Source organism: Kitasatospora sp. NPDC058965 (assembly GCF_042741245.1).
Taxonomy (GTDB): domain Bacteria; phylum Actinomycetota; class Actinomycetes; order Streptomycetales; family Streptomycetaceae; genus Kitasatospora.
Genome location: NZ_JBHYKG010000544.1, coordinates 1 through 2,651 on the forward strand (window position 1 = coordinate 1; position 2,651 = coordinate 2,651).

Annotated in this window: 2 protein-coding genes; one reads left to right on the plus strand and one right to left on the minus strand. The window is 70.7% G+C overall.

What is annotated here, in order from left to right; genetic code table 11:
• Positions 1-1,089: endo-1,4-beta-xylanase (locus ACFW1A_RS39880; RefSeq protein ID WP_380418530.1), on the minus strand; the 1,089-nt coding region annotated here is incomplete at its 3' end.
• Between the two features lie 458 nt (positions 1,090-1,547).
• Between ACFW1A_RS39880 and ACFW1A_RS39885 the strand changes: the two genes are divergently transcribed.
• Positions 1,548-2,651, plus strand: a 1,104-nt coding sequence (locus ACFW1A_RS39885) for an arabinofuranosidase catalytic domain-containing protein (protein WP_380418532.1), incomplete at its 3' end; no start/stop codon positions are given.

Genomic DNA, 2,651 nt, shown 5'->3' on the forward strand with positions numbered 1-2,651 from the left:
GCTCGTACCGCCGCCACCGCCGCCGCCCCCGCCCGAGCCGCCCAGGGCCGCCAGCGCCGCGGCGTAGGCCGGCTTGGGCTGATCGTTGCCGTCCCACATGGTGGCGGCACCGTAGCCGGGGAACGTGCCGGGGATCCAGGAGTGCGCGTCGTCCACGCCCCACTGGCTCACCCCCACGCAGCGGGAGACCGCCAGGCAGTCCTTGACCACGGTGGTGTAGTCGCCGGCCTGCTGCTGCAGGGCCGCACCACTGGCGGGCGTCTGGGTGCGGTCGTCCAGTTCGGTCACGGCCACGTCCAGGCCCAGGTTGGCGAACCGCTGCATGGTGGCCTGCATGTCCGACGGGACCTGGCCGACGACGAAGTGGCTCTCGAAGCCGATGCCGCCCAGCGGGACGCCTTGCGCGATCAGCGACTGGGCGATGCTGTAGAGGGCGTTGCTCTTCGCGTTCTGGCCCTCGATGCCGTAGTCGTTGATGTAGAGCTTCGCGTCGGGGTCGGCGGCGTGCGCGGTGCGCAGCGCGTCGGCCAGGTAGCCGGACCCCATCGCCTGGTAGAACACGTCCGAAACCAGCGAACCGTCGCCGTTCAGCGGCTCGTTGATCACGTCCCAGGCGTAGACCTTGCCCTTGTAGTGGGTGGCCTCGGTGGTGATGTGCGCCTCCATCGCGGCGCGCACCTGGCTCTGCGGCAGGCCCGAGACCCAGCCCGGCAGCTGGTTCTGCCAGACCAGGTTGTGCCCGCGCACCCGCATGCCGTTCGCCTGGGCGAACTGCACGAGCTGGTCGCCCGGTCCGAAGTTGTACGAGCCGTTGGACGGCTCGGTGGTGTCCCACTTCATCTCGTTGGTCGGCGTCAGCATGTCGAACTGTGCTTTGGCGACCGTCATTTCGCCGCCGACTCCGAGGTCGCCGTCGGACAGTGCGGTGCCGAAGTACCGGCTGTCCGCCTCTGCGGCCGCCTTCAGCGAGTTGCCCGCGGCCATGGCGGGCGGGGCTGCGGCCAGCGTGCCGACGGCGAGGGCCAGTGTCGCGGCAGCGACGACGGTTCGAGTACGGTGCAGTGCGGTGCGAATCCTGCCGAGGGGCATGGTCGACCTCCTGTGCATGTGGGGGGAGGCGCGAGCCCGCGATGCTCCGCGGGCATGGCGCGAGAGCGCGACGGCCGCGCTGCGACCGTCGATCCGGGGAACGGGGGCACGGGTGCGACGCCGTCCGGCAACGGCGCTCGGCGGGGGTGCCCCGACAGCCCCAGGTAACTCGGCGGCGCCCGGGACCGTCAAGACGCGGTAGAAGGTTTCGAGGTAGTTTCGGAAAGCTTCAGGCCCCGATGCCCGAAACCGCAGCCGGGCGCCGTGATCGGCCCGCCGGGTCCGATGGTTCGTCACCATGCCTTTCTGTCGTCCTACTTGACAGGCCATCCGGCCGGGCTGCACCGTCTCCTCCCAGAACACCCCACCCCCGTCCGGCGACCCGGCAGTCCAGGACGACGGCGTGGAGTGTTAGCGCTAACAATCCACCCGGTTGCGCTACTCCAGGGAGAATCCAGATGAGCAAGTTCCGCCCATGGCGCCTCCTCCGGCAGCCAGTTCGCCCGCACGCCCTCACCCGTGCGGGCGCCGCCGCGGTCATCGTGCTCGGCGCTCTCGTCACGACGGGGGCCGCCACCGGCCCGGCCCAGGCCGCCGCCCAGGGGCCGTGCGACATCTACGCCGCCGGCGGCACCCCCTGCGTCGCGGCCCACAGCACCACCCGCGCCCTGTACGCCGGGTACTCCGGCGCGCTGTACCAGGTCAGGCGCGCCTCGGACGGTGCCGCCAAGGACATCGGCCTGCTGAGCACCGGCGGCTACGCCGACGCCGCCGCCCAGGACGCGTTCTGTGCGGGCACCAGCTGCGTCATCACCGTCATCTACGACCAGTCCGGCAAGGGCAACCACCTCACCCAGGGCCCCGGCGGCGGGGCGGCGCCCAACCCGGACAACCTCGCCAACGCCACCGCGGCCCCCATCACCGTGGGCGGCCACCCGGCCTACGGCGTCTACATCCCGCAGGGCACCGGCTACCGCAACGACCACACCTCGGGCATCGCCACCGGCGACCAGCCCGAGGGCATGTACGCGATCTTCGACGGCAGCCACTACAACGGCGGCTGCTGCTTCGACTACGGCAACGCCGAGACCACCAACCACGACGACGGCAACGGCACCATGGAGGCCATCTACTTCGGCAACATCAAGGTCTGGGGCTACGGCAGCGGCAACGGCCCGTGGGTGATGGCGGACCAGGAGAACGGCCTGTTCTCCGGCGTGAACGCCGGCTACAACGCCAACGACCCGAGTATCAGCGACCGCTTCGTGACCGCCATCGTCAAGGGCGAGTCCAACCAGTGGGCCATCCGCTCCGGCAACGCCCAGTCCGGCGGCCTGGCCACCGACTACAGCGGACCACGGCCGAACGTCAACGGCTACAACCCGATGCACAAGGAGGGCGCGATCATCCTCGGCATCGGCGGCGACAACAGCAACGGCGCCGCCGGCACCTTCTACGAGGGCGTCATGACCTCCGGCTACCCGAGCGACGCCACCGAGAACGCCGTCCAGGCCAACATCACCGCCGCCGGCTACAGCACCAGCGCCACCGGGAGCACCACG